This window comes from Methanobrevibacter intestini (assembly GCF_047402955.1).
GTDB classification, from domain to species: domain Archaea; phylum Methanobacteriota; class Methanobacteria; order Methanobacteriales; family Methanobacteriaceae; genus Methanocatella; species Methanocatella intestini.
In genome coordinates this window covers 1,152,376-1,166,917 of record NZ_CP187956.1, presented here as the reverse complement: position 1 = coordinate 1,166,917, position 14,542 = coordinate 1,152,376, and the positions used below count along the sequence as shown (strand labels likewise).

Here is a 14,542-nt window from a genome sequence, read left to right as displayed (position 1 = left end):
AAATCCAATTGATAAAAAAGGCTATTGAGGGATTTTATGGCAACATTTAAAGGATTTGCAATGAAAAAACTGAATGAAACTGGTTGGGTTGAAAAAGAAGTCCCAGAATGTGGACCATTAGATGCGATTGTAAGGCCGACATGTGTCTCTCCTTGTACTTCTGATATACATACTGTATGGGAAGGAGCTATCGGAGATAGAAAAGATATGGTCTTAGGTCATGAAGCTGTCGGTGTTGTTGAAGAAGTCGGCAGTTTAGTGAAAAATATCAAAGTAGGAGACAAAGTAATCGTTCCAGCTATTACTCCAGACTGGGATGATGAAGCTGCTCAAAGAGGTTATCCTTCACAGACTACAGAGCCATTAGGCGGATGGAAATTTTCAAATTTCAAAGACGGTGTCTTTGGAGAAAGATTCCATGTTAATTTAGCTGATGCTAACTTAGCCTTAATGCCTGAAGGATTAACTGATGAAGCTGCAGTAATGCTTGTAGATATGTGGTCTACCGGTATGATGGGATCTGAAAATGCAAATATACCATTGGGAGGAAGTGTATTAGTAATTGGAATTGGTGCTGTAGGACTTTCAGCAATTGCAGGTGCTGCCCTTTTAGGAGCTGCAGATATTTACGCTGCAGGAACCCGTCCTATTTCAGTAAAAGTTGCTAAAGAATACGGAGCTACAGAAATTATTAACTACAGAGAAGCTCCAATTGATGAACAGGTTAGAGAAGCTACAGACGGAGCAGGTGTTGACTCTGTAATTATTGCAGGAGGAAACTTAACAAACACCTGGAAAGAAGCTGTAGCCAGTACAAAAGCCGGAGGAACAATATCAAATGTAAACTACTTAAGTGGAGCAGATGATGTTTTAATCCCTAGAGTAGAGTGGGGCTGTGGTATGTCCAATATAAATATCACAAACGGATTATGTCCTGGCGGACGTGTAAGAATGGAGAGATTAGCTCGCCTTGCACTTACAAACCGTGCAGACCCTGAACTCTTAGTTACCCACAGGTTTAAAGGTCTTGAAAAAATTGAAGATGCTTTATACCTGATGAAAGACAAACCAAAAGACTTGATTAAACCAATCGTAAAGATAGATTAAAGTAATGATTAATTTCATTACTTTTTCCTTTTAAAGGAGGATTGAAAATGATAATCGTTCAGGCAAAAGCAATCCCTAAAGATGAAACATCAAAAAACAGAATTATCAAAGCTGCTGAAAATTTAATTGAAAAGTCAAAATCAGAAAATGGAAATATTAACTATAACTTATATTCAAGTGTTCAAGAGGACACCTTACTTTTTGTAGAACAATGGGAAAATCTGGATATATTAAAAGCACACCTCCAAACAGAGCATTTTAATCAATTTGGAGCAGATATTGATGGTCTTTTAAAAGAAGATTTAGAAATTAATGTATTTACAGCAGAAAATATTGAACTTTAATGTGTTACTTCAAATCCAAAAAACTAAAAGTATATTAATATCTTTATAGAAATAATTTAATATTATCAAATAAGTGATAATATTTTTATAATTTTTATATTCTGTGTTACTAGTATTATGGGCATTTTATACTAGGTAGCTGATAACATGGATTCATTTACCCAGTGCATTAATATATAAAAGAGGTTATTTAAATGCAAAGATCAAGAGGATTTAGAAGTAAATCAAGAAGAAAAATGACTAAAGTAGTAAGAGAAGGTAGGTCTAACCCAATTACCAACAGACTTCAAAAATTTGAAGAAGGAGACTTAGTTCACATTACTATCAACCCAAGTATCCAAAAAGGTCAACCACATCCAAGATTCCATGGAAAAACTGGTAAAATCACTGATAAAAAAGGAAAAGCTTACATTGTTTCATTAACTGATGGAAACAAAGCAAAAGAATTAATTATCAGACCGGATCACTTAAAATTACAAACAAGCCAATAAACTGATAACTATGATTGGGAAAAAAATAATTGAGAGCAAACCAATTCAAAGTGTAAAAGTTAAAGAAGCTCTCGAAGAATTTTCACAAGAAAATGAATTAAATTACGAACAAAATATCACTTTAAATCATCTTTCAAGATTTAAAAGATACTCTGTTGAAGACAGCGAAAAAATAATATCTGAACTTGAAGATAAAATTGGTTTAAGGCAAAAAGTAGCTGTTCGTATTGTTGATTTAATTCCACAAGATTTATCTGATTTAAGATTAATATTTGCTAAAGAAGCTACACACATTGAAAAAGAGCAAATGGAAGATATTCTTGAAATCTTAGATCAATATACCATCATTGAATAGTTTTTAAACTATTCTTCTTTTTTTATTTTTAAAAAATAATCACATCACTATTTTTAGATATGTTTATTTAAGTTAACAATTAAAACATATAATTATAGTTTATTAAATTGGCAAATAAAACTTTAAGAAAAAATGAATTGTAAACTATTAAAACAATTAATATTTCCTTACTAACAATTAATCGTTAATGTAAGAAAATTCCATCCTCCATGAGGACGGAGTAATTCAAACGTGAAGTGATAAAATGGAAACAAAAAACAAAAAACAAAAAATACCAGCAGCAACTGAAGAACATGCTGTTATATTGGATTATCTTAGTTTAGGATATGTAAACTCAGATATGTCTAAATTTAAAGGTAAAGCTATTGCTCAAGCTATTGGTACCGACTATTTCACTTTGCTAGAATTAGTTCCTAAAAGAGGAGTTGATTTAGAAATTCAAGACACAGTATATATTGGAAAAGGAAAAAGAGACCAAATATATAAAGTTCTTGGAAAATTAGACTATGAAAACTTAACTGCAACTAGCAGAATCGAGTTAGAATATAGTATACGCGAAATAGTTAATAATAACGAAGAAAAATTTGTTGATTTCTTTAATACTGCAGGTGCAATTAGTACCCGACTTCACAAATTAGAATTGATTCCAGGAATTGGTAAAAAATATATGTGGGAAATTGTTGAAGCTAGAAAAGAAAAACCATTTGAAAGCTTTGAAGACATAACTACAAGAATACCTTCATTAAATAATCCTGCTGAAATGATTGTAAATAGAGTAAAACAAGAACTAGATACAACAACAGCTAAAAAAGGTAAGAAAAAATATTACCTATTCACTCCAATTCCAAAAACTCAAAAGAAACACAGAAATAATAGGAATCAAAGAAAGTAAGTGATAACCTTGAATAGTGATGCTGCTTCCACTTCATTATCTAAAACAACAAAATCTATCCTTAATGAATATGGGATAAAATTAAATAAAAATCTCGGACAAAACTATTTGATTGATAGAAATAAACGAGATCAGATTATCCAATTCGGTAATCTTACAAAAGATGATATTGTATTAGAAATAGGTCCTGGAATTGGCACACTAACAATAGAACTTGCCAAACGAGTTAAAAAAGTAATAGCTATTGAACAAGATTCTAATATTTGCCAGATATTAGAAAATCGATTGAAAAACGAAAATATAGATAATGTAGAATTAATCAATGATGATGCATTAAATGTGGACTTTCCAAAATTTAACAAAATCATCTCAAATCTACCTTATCAAATTTCATCACCAATTACATTTAAATTTCTAAATTATGACTTCCAGCTAGCTATTTTAATGTACCAAAAAGAATTTGCCTCTAGAATGAATGGAAAAGTAGGAAGCAAAGATTATTCCAGACTTTCAGCTATGTTATATTTTAAATGCGATGTTGATTTATTAGCTAGTGTAAGTGCTGAAAGTTTTATTCCAAAGCCAAAAGTTGATTCTGCAATTGTCAAATTAACTCCAAAACTTCCCGAATTAAACGGGCAATTAAAACACTTAAATATTAATGAAATAAATGAAAATGATTTTAAAACTTATTCCAAATTTGTAAAAGCCCTGTTCCAGCATAGAAATAAAAAAGTTAAAAATGCTTTAATTGATTCCAGACACATTATATCTGATTTAGATAAAAAAGAAGTGAAAGCTAAATTAAATTCAATTAAACAAAATAAAATTGAAAAACTTTTATCTGAAAGAATAACTAATTTGACACCTGAAGAAATACTTTATCTTTCAATACACTTAAATTCTGCATTAAAGGAGTAATTTAAAATGGATAATTTTATAATAGATACTGCTGAAACTGTTTACACTCCCGCTGAAGACAGCTATATGTTAGCTGAAAATCTTTTAATTAAAGATGGTCAAAGTGTCCTGGAAATTGGAACGGGATCTGGAATAGTGGCCATGTATGCTTCAAAACTAACCAGTAAGGTTACAGCTACAGATATTAATTATGATGCAATAGAATTAGCTAGTAAGAATTTTAAAGCTAATAATATAGAAAATATTGAATTATTGTTCGGCAATCTATTTGAGCCTGTAAAAGATAGAAAGTTTGATATAATTTTATTTAATACTCCATATCTACCTACTGAAAATGATGAAGTTCTTGATGATAATTTAAATTATGCATTTGATGGCGGATTAGATGGTAGAAAAGTTATTGATCTTTTTTTAAATGAAGTAAAAAATCATTTAAATGATGGTGGAATCGTCCAGCTAATTCAGTCTTCACTTTGCGGCAATGACAAAACATTAGATATTCTGGATAAACAGGGTTTTGTAGCAGAAATAGCTGTTAGTGAACACTTCTTTTTTGAAGATGTTGTGCTGATTAATGGTTATTTATAAAAAAAGTAAAAGAGAAATTATTGAATTTCTCCATCAAATACTAATTGAGCAGGACCTTCCATAAAAGCTCCTAATTCTCCTTCTTTTTCATAGACATTAAATTTCAAGTCCCCACCAGGAAGATGCAATAAAACTTCACTATCAAAAAGACCTAATTTAAATCCTGAAATAGCTGTTGAAGTAGCTCCAGTTCCACAAGCCAGTGTAACTCCTGCTCCACGTTCCCAGGTAAGCATTTTTCCTTCATTTTTAGAAATCACTTCAACAAAATGAACATTGATTTTTTCAGGGAAAGCTTCATGTGTTTCAATAGCAGGACCATATTTGTCTATGTCAATTTCATCAATATTGTCAACGAAAATAATTGCATGAGGATTACCTACACTAATGGCTGTTGTATTGAATGTTGTATCTAATACTTCCAATGGAGAGTCTAAAAATTCTTCCATATCTGATGCCATTGGAATTTCAGGAGTTTTAAAAGTAGATGTTCCCATGTCAACCTTAAATAATGCCGGTTCATCATTTTCTAATGTAATTTCAATTGTTTTAATTCCGGATTTTGTTTCTACAGTCATTTTTTTCTGTTTTAAAATACCTTTTCTGTATACAAAATCACCAAAACATCTAATACCATTACCGCACATTTCAGCTTCGCTTCCATCAGGATTAAACATTCTGTACCCAATATCAGCTACATCAGAAGGAGTTACAAATAATACTCCATCCCCACCTACACCGAAATGTCTGTGGCATAAAAACCTGCATGCTTCAGCTTTATCTGCTTCAGGTATTACTTCTCCAGCACTTTCATCAATTATCGGAAAATCATTACCTATTCCATGCATTTTAGAGAATTTTAATCCTTTTAAATCCATCTTTTCACCTATTGCAAGTAATCAGGAATTATCTGTTTGTTGAATAAATCTTCAAAACTTTCTCTTTCACGGGTTAAGAAACATTCGCCATCTTTAACAAGAACTTCAGATGCTTTTGGTCTTGAATTATAGTTTGAAGACATGGTAAATCCATATGCGCCTGCATTAAGAATAGCTAATAAGTCCCCTTCTTCAACATCAGGCATTGGTCTGTCTCTTGCAAATAAATCTCCTGATTCACATACATTTCCTGCAATATCCACTTCCTGAGTGTTTGGTGCATCCATTTTATTAGCTACTACAATATGATGGTATGAATCATACATTGCAGGTCTGAGTAAGGTATGGAATCCTGAATCTACACCTAAAAATTTTCTGTAACTTTGTTTTACACTGTTTACACGAGTTAAAAGCACACTTGCATCACCTACCAAATACCTTCCAGGTTCAAGATACATTGTTGGTTTACCTAAATCATGCTCTTCCAATTTAGATTTGAATAATTCAATGTTTTCTTTTGCAAACATATCAATATCTACAATGTTTTCTTCAGGAGTGTATGGAATTCCAACTCCTCCTCCGAAATCTATAAAATCAAAATCTACACCAGCTTCATCGTGAACTTTTCCTGCAATATCTATTGTTGATTCAATAGCTAATTTAAATGGTTCCGGATCTAAAATTCCTGAACCGATGTGGGAGTGCATACCTACTGGAGTAAAACCTAAATCTTCTGCAAACTGATATACTTCTGCAGCTTCATTATCCATAATACCGAATTTACTCATTACTCCCCCTGTAATACAGTGATCATGATGACCTGCACCAACCATCGGATTTACTCTAAATGATATTTTAAATCCTTCAGGATCAACAACTTCAGCTAATCTTTTTAATGCTGAAACTGAATCCAGGTTAAGAACTGCTCCTTGTTCAGCTACAAATTTTAATTCTTCAGTAGTTACATTGTTACCAGTGAACAATATCCTATCTCCAGAGAATCCTAATTTTTTAGAAGTGTATACTTCCCCAGGAGATACTGCATCAATACAGCATCCCTCACTTTCAAGAATTTTCATTACTGCTAAGTTAGTGTTGGCTTTACATGCATAATATACTTTAAAATCAGGATAATATTTTGAAAAGGCATTGTAGAATCTGTTATAATTATCCCTTATTCTGTTTTCATCTATGACATAAGTAGGAGTTCCAAACTCTTCAGCAATGTCACATACATCAGCACCACCAATATCCAAGTGGTTTTTATCATTAATTTTAATATTTAAATCCATTTTGTAAAAACTCCTGTAATTTAAATTATTAATATTAATTTTTATTAGATATTGTATTTAAAATTAAGGAAGGAAAAAAATTTTCCGCTTAATCATAACCTATATATTTGGCAGGAACTCCCATTTCAATCAAACCTAAAATAATGACACAGCATAAAAATGCCAGAACAAATGTCAGTATTACAATTCCAACAAAATTATCTAAAAATGAAATATCCACAAATGTAGTTAATATAAGCAATAATGACTGGTTAAGCAAATAAACTCCGTAACATGCTCTACTAATTGTCATTACAGAATAATTGAACTTTTTGCTATTATGAATTCTTTTTAGAATCCTATTGTTCTGGAGCTTTGGATCATTTAAATATTTAATCATTACAAACACTCCTGCCGCCTGCAGGATAGCTACCACACTTACATCTACATAGTTTTCTGTAAGGAAATTATAATGATGCAGGAATATTGTTTTCTGAATTCCATTTACAAATATATCAAAATTTATCATATAAGCTGTTGTTATTAAAAATATGATAAATCCAACTAAAATCAGCCATTTGGATTTTACATTGAATTTATGATTTTCCAAATAATATCCCAGAAACATGTAAAGGATGGGGCCTATGAAGAAAGTTAGATTAAAATAGGTTGGAGACCCGATATATGCAATTAGTTGATAGATAAGTGATGCAGATATTGCAAGGATAAGGAAATATTTTGCACCTTTTAATTTTGTTGACCTAACATAAGGGGAAAATATAGGTAAAGACAGGTAAAGCCCAAGTAACATCCATGCATACCAATGCTGAGTCATGAATTTAGATGCAAAATAAGCTACACATCCAAAGCTAAAGCTGAGCTTGCCTGCAGATGCCGTCATAAGTAAAGCCAGTAATGTATTCCAGATTAAAAAAGGAATGAAAATCCTTAGAAAATCCGTTTTAATAAATGTTTCAATATCTGAGTAATCCCTGTCAATCATTAACAAACCTAAAAGCATGAGAAATATTGGAACACCGAATCCGAAAGTCGTAAAAACAACATATTCCTGTAAATTTCCTACACTTTTATACTTAAAAACCATAGCTACGTTTATTGCAATTAAGAAAAGTATACTGACTGCCCTTAATTGATCAACATATCTTATCCTTTCACCAATTTCCATTGAACTTTACCCTCTTTAAAGTTGAACTATTAACTAATAATTAGTTATAAAATTTAATATATTATAAACATTACTCTTGAAATGATACTAAAAATGAACATAACAAATAAATCAAAATAATTAAATATCACCGTGGCAAACAGTAAAGCAGGTGGATTTAAAATGGACAAACCATATGGACTTACAATGAGAGGAATCGTTAAAAACAAAGATAATGAAATATTAATACTTAGAAGACATCCAAAATCCAGAACAAACCCTCACAAATGGGAATTGCCCGGAGGAAAAGTAGATCCCGGAGAATTTTTCGACGAAGCATTAGTACGTGAAATAAAAGAAGAAACTAATTTAGATGGAGCAGTTGGTGACTTTTATGAAGCAATACAAGATGATTATGTCCATAAAAGAACTGTTCAAGTTATTATGTATTTAAAAAATATCACAGGAAATGTAGCTATCAGTGATGAACATGATGACTGGATGTGGGCTAATTTAGAAAAAATAAAAACATTGGAATTGTCAACAGCATTTGAGAAAGTTTTAAAAAAGAAAAATTGGAAAATTTAAAGAGCTTTATCTAAAGCTTCAACAAATTTATCAATTTCATCTTCAGTAATTATGAGAGGGGGAACAAATCTTAATACATTGCCTGCAGTACAGTTAATTAAGAATCCCATTTCTCTTAATTTATCAACATAAGCAGCACCATTTTCAGACAATTCAACACCAATCATCAATCCATGCCCCCTAACATCAACTATTTTATCGTGCTTTTCTTTTAATTCATTTAATTTATCTTTAAAGTAAGCTCCAACTTTTTTGGAGTTTTCCAATAAACCTTCATCCAGAATAGTATCTAAAACAGAATTGGCTGCAGCACATACTAAAGGGCCACCGCCAAAAGTAGTTCCATGATCACCAGGTACAAAACCACTAGCTACTTTTTCAGTTGCAAGAAATGCTCCCATAGGAACTCCTCCTCCAACACCTTTAGCTATAGTCATAATATCTGCTTTTATATCAAAAAGTTCATGAGCAAATAATGTTCCGCATCTTCCAAAACCAGTCTGAACTTCATCTAAAATCAAAAGAATATCATTTTCAGCACAGATTTTAGTTATTTCATCAAAATACTCTTTGGACGGAACATTTACCCCTCCTTCTCCCTGAATTGGTTCAACCATAATTGCTGCAGTTTCATCACTTATAGCTTCTTTAATAGCTTCAATATCATTATATGGAACTTCAATAAATCCCTGTGGGAGATTTTTTAAATAAGGCTCTTTGTATTCTTCATGACCTGTAGCAGCTAATGTCAGTAAAGTTCTTCCGTGAAAAGAGTCTTTAGCTGTAATAATTTCACTTTTGCCTGTGTATTTTAAAGCTAATTTAATAGCTCCTTCATTAGCTTCTGCTCCACTGTTTGCGTAGAATATTCTATCAAATTCAGTTAAAGGAAGTAATTTTTTAGCATATTCAATAGCTGGCTCATTATAATAAATGTTTGAAACATGAATAAGCTTTTCAACTTGGCCTTGAAGTGCATTAACTAATTTAGGATGTGCATGTCCTAAAGCATTTACAGCAATTCCTGCAAACATATCAATATATTCATTTCCATCTTTATCCCATACTTTTACACCTTTACCATGGTCTAAAACAATTGGCTGTCTTGTAAAAGTGTTAATAAAATATTTATCTTCAGCTTCAATAAGTTCATTTGTGTTCATAAAATACTTCCATAAAATACTTATATTAACTATATTTATAGTATTAATGATATTTAAAATTTAAAAGTGATAAAATGAAAGTTGCAATAATTGAAACTGAAAAAGGAACAATTGAATTAGAATTATTCGAAAAAGATGCTCCAAATACTGTAGCTAACTTTGAAAAACTTATAAACGAAGGATTTTATGACGGATTAACTTTCCACAGAGTAATACCAGATTTTGTAATTCAAGGAGGATGTCCTAACGGTAACGGTACTGGAGGACCTGGCTACACCATTAAATGTGAAACCGAAGGAAACCCAAACAAACATGGAACCGGTGCACTTTCAATGGCTCATGCAGGAAAAGATACTGGAGGAAGCCAATTTTTCATCACCCATTCACCACAACCACACTTAGATGGAGTACACACTGTATTTGGCCATGTTATTGGTGACGGTATGGATGTTGTAAATAAAATCCAACAAGGAGACAAAATGCTCCATTTATATGTTGAAGAAAGATAGTTATTTCTAACTATCCTTTTACTATTTTTTTAGATTTAATTCCAATTAAAGAAGCAAATACTGAAGCTATACATAACACCATACAAATAAAACAGGTTATTTGAGAACTGGCTATCAGTAATGAGAAATATTTAGGAATTATAGGAACATTACCCATCACAAAAGCAAATACTAATGTAAGCATCCCCATACTCATTGACTGGCCAATAACTCTCATTGTAGAGACTGAAGCAGAAGCTGTAGGAGTATCTTTTGGCGGAACTGCTCCCATAATTGCACTGGTATTTGGAGAAGAAAATATTCCGAAGCCTAAACCTTCCAAAGCTAGGGCGAATATTAATAACCATAATGGAGTACTGGAATCCAACATGGCAAGCAATCCAATAGCTACAGCAGCGATTCCAATTCCAAGTGCAGATAGTTTTTGAGGATTCACCTTATCAGAAAGTTTTCCTGCATAAGGAGCAACAATTACCTGAATCAGAGGTGCTGCAAGGAGAAATATACCTGCAAGTTGTGAATCAAAGCCTCTAATATACTGCAAATGATAATTGACAATTGTAATAAGTGAAAAAGATGCTAAATATGCACATACTGCTGCGAAATTAGCTGATGCAAATTCAGAATTTTTAAATAATTTAACATCAAATACAGGATATTTCACTTTCAGTTCAATAGCTACAAAAATGGCTAATGTAATCAATCCTAAAACTGTTAAAATAACACCTAATGTTTCATTCAATATTGTAAATCCATAAATAAACAATACAATACCGATACTATAAACTGCAGAACCTTTCCAATCTATAGAAGTATCTTTTAAAGAATTCCATTCCTTATTTACTTTTGTAATCAACAGCACAAGAATCAGTACCAAAAATGGAATTGTAAATACGAATATTGATTTCCATCCTACAGTATGGTTTAAAAATCCTCCAATAACCGGAGATAATGAAGTAGCTAAATAAACACCGGTAACGGTAATTCCAATAGCTTTACCACGTTCTTGAGGTTTGAATGCAGATACAACCAAAGCCATAGATGCAACACTTAAAAATGCCCCTCCAATTCCCTGAATTATACGGGAAATAAAAAATATTTCACTAGACATTGAAAAAATAGCTACAACTGCACCAATAATATATAAAAGAGTTGCCACAACCATAGACTTTTTAAGACCATATTTTCCTGAAATTTGTCCAACTGGAACTGTAAAAATTGCAATAACAAAGAAAAATACCATTGTTACCCAATTCTGAAGAATATTATTCATTGAAAATTCACTGGCTATACTGGGAACAGCAATTGTTAAAGCAGATGATAAAAAAACCGTGAAAAATGATGATAAAGTAGCTATAATAAGAACTACATTTTCTAATTTAAGATTCATTTTCTAAGTCCCGTGCTGAATTAGAACTATATTAACACCATTCGGGTCAATAACCCTCGCCATGATTCCAACAGATATTCTGGTAGGTTCCATGGCTATTTCAACATTGTTTTTCCTGAAATTTTCCATTTCCTTATGGATATCTTCAACATCCAAACCTACAGAATAAAAACCTGTTTTAAAGGTGCTGTTCTGTATTAATTCAAAACCCGTTTCATCTCCGTTGCTAAGCAGGACAATTTTTCCGCCGGGCAAATCAAATACATCATCAACTTCAAAACCTAAAACTTCTGTATAGAACTCAATAGACTTATCCATATCATCTACAATAATCGTAACATACTTTATCTTCATAGCATCACTTCCCCTTAAGTTTTTTCATTAAACCAGACATTCTGGCATAATGGAATAAATATAATTGAACATATCCAGCATAATCTCCAAATTCTTCCATGCCAAATTCCCTTATTTTAGAAACATTAACCTCATTACCATCAAAATAAAGATAAGAAACTATACGTTTAATCCAAACATCACTGGGAAAAGCCTGTCTAAAATTAAAACCGTAAAGCAGTATGCAGTCAGCTACTTTAGGTCCAACACCAGGAACTTTCAGTATTGTGTCAAATGCCTCATCATAAGACATTTTTGAAATATCCTCCAGGTCCATTTCAAGTGTAAAAATTTCACTGGCTTTTTTCATGTATGGAGCCCTATATCCCACACCGCAGCTTTTTAAGTTATTAATACATTCATTAGGATTATTCAGATTGCTGCAACATTTCAACTCTTCTAAATCATCACAGTATACATTTTTAAGATCGGAAACATCAGGAAATGTAAAATAGTCTTTTCCCAAATAAGTGAATTTATTTCCCCATGATTTTTTAATATCATCAATGGATTTTGTCCATCTGACTATTGAATTATTTGCAGAACATATTGAAGAAATTACACATTCAAATTTATCTTTAGCTAAAAATAATCTTAAATCTCTGCAAAAATTAGTCATGTCAGCTAATTCCGGCTGATTATTTAAATATTTATAAAATTTATTTAAATTGAAATCTAAATCAAAAATAGTCTTTATTTTATTGGTAGCTTCCTTATTAGAAATATCTCCAACAAAATCAAATTTCAAATTATTTCCTTCCTGTTTAACTTGAAATAAAACTGCATTATTATCCACTACAACAACATCAGAGTAAACATTACTTTCTAATTTCCAGGGAGGTTGAGATGTTTGGCCTGAATTTTGAGTTAAATTCAGGTCAACAGGAGCTTTAATTATCATAATCTCACAGAAATGTTATTTTCTTTTAAGTATTCTTTAACATCACTGATTGAATACTGGTTAAAATGAAAAATACTCGCTGCAAGAGCTGCACTAACATCAGTTTTTTGAAATACCTCTAAAATATGTGCAGGATTTCCTCCCCCACCACTAGCTATTACAGGAATATCAATTGCATCATTAATAGCTTTATTTAGAGCAATATCATATCCTTCTTTAGTTCCGTCACCATCCATACTTGTTAAAAGAATTTCACCAGCGCCTAATTCCTGACATTTAGCTGCCCAGTCTATAGCATCCATACCGGTAAATTCCCTTCCGCCATAAATGCTGCAATCAAACCAGCAGTATCCTTCATCAGTTTCTACAACATTTTTATCTGGAGCATCTGACGGATCATCTACATATCGTCTTTTTGCATCGATTCCAACAACAACAGCCTGAGAACCCACAACTTTAGAAGCTTCAGTAAGCAATTGCGGATTTTTAATAGCTGCAGTATTTGTAGAACATTTATCTGCACCTGCTTTTAACATTTTTGTATAATCTTCAACTTTTCTAATTCCCCCACCTACACAAATAGGTATGAAAACATTTTCAGTTAAACGATCAATTACATCAGCCATTGTAGCTCTTCTTTCATAAGATGCAGTAATATCTAAAATAACTATTTCATCAGCACCCATTTCATAGTAACGGGTAGCTAAATCTACAGGATTTCCAGCATATTTAATTTCTTTAAATTCCACACCTTTAACAACTCTTCCTTCAGGAACCTGCAAATCACAATCTAAACAAGGAATAATTCTTTTAGTTAACATTTAAATTACCTAAATATAAAAAAATAGCTTGTTTTTTTAAAAAAAACAAGAAAAAAAGTCTGGATTTTATCCAGAGAATCTTAAAACAAAACAGAAAATAGCTAAAATAACTGTAATAACTATAACATGTTCAGGAGAAAGTTTTGGACCTACACTTTCTTCATCAAAATATCTTACTAAACCAGCACCAGTTTGAGGCATGCTAATTTTATCATTCTTTTTTGACATAATAAACTCCCTTCAAATTAATTTATAAAAATAATTGACTATATTTATTTTTTTCATAGTATATAAACTTTAGATTTTCTCTTTTTTAATTACGCAAATGTCACTTATTCTTGTATCAGGATACTGTCCGTTTTCATCTTTCTCAACTGCCTTAACCATGTCCCATATTGTAAGCAAACTAACACTTACACCAGTTAAAGCTTCCATTTCAACACCAGTTTTTCCTAATGTTTTAACACTGCATGTTGCAGTTATTTCAGTTGATTTAACATCAAAATCTATTTCAATCCCAGTTAAACTTAACGGATGACAGAGCGGAATAATTGAAGAAGTGTCCTTAACTGCCTGAATTCCGGCTATTTGAGCAGTAGTCAATACATTTCCTTTCTTAATTTCTTCATTCTGAATCATTTTAATGGTATTTTCATCCAAATGTATTTTTCCACTAGCTATAGCTAATCTTTTTTGATCCGGCTTTTGGCCAACTTCAACCATATGTACTCCACTGTCTGTAAGGTGTGTAAACTCTTTACCCAT

General features: G+C 31.8%; 19 protein-coding genes. 9 read left to right on the top strand and 10 right to left on the bottom strand.

Going from position 1 to position 14,542, the window contains the following annotated elements:
- Positions 1–36 precede the first annotated feature (36 nt).
- The 7 genes from ACMC9J_RS05360 (at position 37) to ACMC9J_RS05330 (ending at position 4,698) form a co-directional block, all read left to right on the top strand.
- Positions 37–1,107, top strand: coding sequence for an NAD(P)-dependent alcohol dehydrogenase (locus ACMC9J_RS05360; protein WP_019265266.1), 1,071 nt, complete (start codon positions 37–39; stop codon positions 1,105–1,107).
- 47 nt (positions 1,108–1,154) lie between these two features.
- Positions 1,155–1,451, top strand: a complete 297-nt coding sequence (locus ACMC9J_RS05355) for a putative quinol monooxygenase (RefSeq protein ID WP_019265265.1) — start codon at positions 1,155–1,157, stop codon at positions 1,449–1,451.
- Between the two features lie 194 nt (positions 1,452–1,645).
- Positions 1,646–1,942 carry a 50S ribosomal protein L21e gene (locus ACMC9J_RS05350; protein WP_019265264.1) on the top strand — a complete coding sequence of 99 codons (297 nt, stop codon included), beginning with the start codon at positions 1,646–1,648 and terminating at the stop codon, positions 1,940–1,942.
- A 10-nt stretch (positions 1,943–1,952) separates the two neighbouring features.
- Positions 1,953–2,297, top strand: coding sequence for an RNA polymerase Rpb4 family protein (locus tag ACMC9J_RS05345; protein ID WP_019266922.1), 345 nt, complete (start codon positions 1,953–1,955; stop codon positions 2,295–2,297).
- Positions 2,298–2,541: 244 nt separating this feature from the next.
- Positions 2,542–3,189 (top strand): DUF655 domain-containing protein, encoded by a 648-nt coding sequence (locus ACMC9J_RS05340; RefSeq protein ID WP_019265262.1) that lies wholly within the window; start codon positions 2,542–2,544, stop codon positions 3,187–3,189.
- 9 nt (positions 3,190–3,198) lie between these two features.
- On the top strand, positions 3,199–4,110 hold the full coding sequence (rsmA, locus tag ACMC9J_RS05335; RefSeq protein WP_250416907.1) for a 16S rRNA (adenine(1518)-N(6)/adenine(1519)-N(6))-dimethyltransferase RsmA: 912 nt from the start codon (positions 3,199–3,201) through the stop codon (positions 4,108–4,110).
- 6 nt (positions 4,111–4,116) lie between these two features.
- Positions 4,117–4,698, top strand: coding sequence for a HemK2/MTQ2 family protein methyltransferase (locus tag ACMC9J_RS05330; protein WP_304147031.1), 582 nt, complete (start codon positions 4,117–4,119; stop codon positions 4,696–4,698).
- 17 nt (positions 4,699–4,715) lie between these two features.
- Here ACMC9J_RS05330 and dapF read toward each other — a convergent pair whose 3' ends face one another.
- The 3 genes from dapF to ACMC9J_RS05315 all read right to left on the bottom strand — a co-directional run bounded on the left by dapF (position 4,716) and on the right by ACMC9J_RS05315 (position 8,033).
- On the bottom strand, positions 4,716–5,576 hold the full coding sequence (gene dapF, locus ACMC9J_RS05325; RefSeq protein ID WP_019268122.1) for a diaminopimelate epimerase: 861 nt from the start codon (positions 5,574–5,576) through the stop codon (positions 4,716–4,718).
- Positions 5,577–5,584: 8 nt separating this feature from the next.
- Positions 5,585–6,868 (bottom strand): diaminopimelate decarboxylase, encoded by a 1,284-nt coding sequence (gene lysA / locus ACMC9J_RS05320; RefSeq protein ID WP_304170500.1) that lies wholly within the window; start codon positions 6,866–6,868, stop codon positions 5,585–5,587.
- Between the two features lie 88 nt (positions 6,869–6,956).
- A complete protein-coding gene (locus tag ACMC9J_RS05315) occupies positions 6,957–8,033 on the bottom strand; it encodes an acyltransferase (protein ID WP_427003006.1) in 1,077 nt (358 codons plus the stop codon).
- A 162-nt stretch (positions 8,034–8,195) separates the two neighbouring features.
- On the opposite strand from ACMC9J_RS05315, the gene ACMC9J_RS05310 reads away from it, so the two are divergent.
- The gene (locus tag ACMC9J_RS05310; protein ID WP_019265256.1) at positions 8,196–8,600 is read left to right on the top strand and encodes an NUDIX hydrolase; all 405 of its coding nucleotides are present in this window, start codon (positions 8,196–8,198) and stop codon (positions 8,598–8,600) included.
- Here the strand turns inward: ACMC9J_RS05310 and ACMC9J_RS05305 are convergent.
- Positions 8,597–9,763 (bottom strand): acetylornithine transaminase, encoded by a 1,167-nt coding sequence (locus ACMC9J_RS05305; protein WP_295870322.1) that lies wholly within the window; start codon positions 9,761–9,763, stop codon positions 8,597–8,599. The two genes, ACMC9J_RS05310 and ACMC9J_RS05305, sit on opposite strands and share 4 nt — an antisense overlap.
- 74 nt (positions 9,764–9,837) lie before the next feature.
- Here ACMC9J_RS05305 and ACMC9J_RS05300 point away from each other — a divergent pair, with 74 nt between their 5' ends.
- The gene (locus ACMC9J_RS05300; RefSeq protein ID WP_019265254.1) at positions 9,838–10,272 is read left to right on the top strand and encodes a peptidylprolyl isomerase; all 435 of its coding nucleotides are present in this window, start codon (positions 9,838–9,840) and stop codon (positions 10,270–10,272) included.
- Between the two features lie 10 nt (positions 10,273–10,282).
- Here ACMC9J_RS05300 and ACMC9J_RS05295 read toward each other — a convergent pair whose 3' ends face one another.
- The 6 genes from ACMC9J_RS05295 to moaC form a co-directional block, all read right to left on the bottom strand.
- Positions 10,283–11,662 carry an MFS transporter gene (locus ACMC9J_RS05295; protein ID WP_427003005.1) on the bottom strand — a complete coding sequence of 460 codons (1,380 nt, stop codon included), beginning with the start codon at positions 11,660–11,662 and terminating at the stop codon, positions 10,283–10,285.
- Positions 11,663–11,665: 3 nt separating this feature from the next.
- Positions 11,666–12,016: a VOC family protein gene (locus ACMC9J_RS05290; protein ID WP_304147026.1), complete on the bottom strand. Its 351-nt coding sequence runs from the start codon at positions 12,014–12,016 to the stop codon at positions 11,666–11,668.
- A 4-nt stretch (positions 12,017–12,020) separates the two neighbouring features.
- Complete coding sequence (locus ACMC9J_RS05285) at positions 12,021–12,956, bottom strand: DNA glycosylase (protein WP_427003004.1); 936 nt, start codon at positions 12,954–12,956, stop codon at positions 12,021–12,023.
- Positions 12,953–13,777, bottom strand: coding sequence for an imidazole glycerol phosphate synthase subunit HisF (hisF, locus tag ACMC9J_RS05280; RefSeq protein ID WP_400253827.1), 825 nt, complete (start codon positions 13,775–13,777; stop codon positions 12,953–12,955). Before hisF ends, ACMC9J_RS05285 begins: the two co-directional genes overlap by 4 nt.
- Positions 13,778–13,843: 66 nt before the next feature.
- Positions 13,844–14,005: a preprotein translocase subunit Sec61beta gene (locus ACMC9J_RS05275; protein ID WP_004032550.1), complete on the bottom strand. Its 162-nt coding sequence runs from the start codon at positions 14,003–14,005 to the stop codon at positions 13,844–13,846.
- Positions 14,006–14,074: 69 nt separating this feature from the next.
- Positions 14,075–14,542 (bottom strand): cyclic pyranopterin monophosphate synthase MoaC, encoded by a 468-nt coding sequence (moaC, locus tag ACMC9J_RS05270; protein WP_427003003.1) that lies wholly within the window; start codon positions 14,540–14,542, stop codon positions 14,075–14,077.